Source organism: Fulvivirga aurantia, from assembly GCF_009711475.1.
GTDB classification, from domain to species: domain Bacteria; phylum Bacteroidota; class Bacteroidia; order Cytophagales; family Cyclobacteriaceae; genus Fulvivirga; species Fulvivirga aurantia.
Genome location: NZ_SMMD01000061.1, coordinates 1 through 344, shown reverse-complemented (window position 1 = coordinate 344; position 344 = coordinate 1). Strand labels below are relative to the sequence as shown.

The 344-nt window shown below is 47.1% G+C and carries 1 pseudogene; it reads right to left on the bottom strand.

The features are described from left to right. Positions 1-241, bottom strand: a pseudogene (locus tag E1176_RS20005) (hypothetical protein); the annotation flags it as partial. Between the last annotated feature and the right edge of the window lie 103 nt (positions 242-344).

Sequence of the window (344 nt, the reverse complement as noted above, 5' to 3'; positions counted from 1 at the left end):
GAACAATTTTTGGCTTTACTACCGGCCTTGCTTTCTTCTTCTCAACTTTCTCTTCGCTACCTTCAGCAGCTTTGGTGGGCGTAACCTTTGGTTTAATTACCGGCCTCGCAGCCTTTGGCTTTTGACTTGGTGTTGCCGCCTCACTATCGGCAGGCTTTGGAGCTACTTTTGGTTTTACTACGGGCTTAGCCTTCTTCACAATAGGCTTCTGTTTCTCGCCTGTAATTTTTGGCTTAGCCATTTTTGGTTTCACAACGGGCTTGCCCCCAACTTTAACTGCCGGCTTTGTTTTAGGTTTGGCCGTAGCTGATGTGACCGTCCTTATTTTTGGTTTAGCAGCCGTT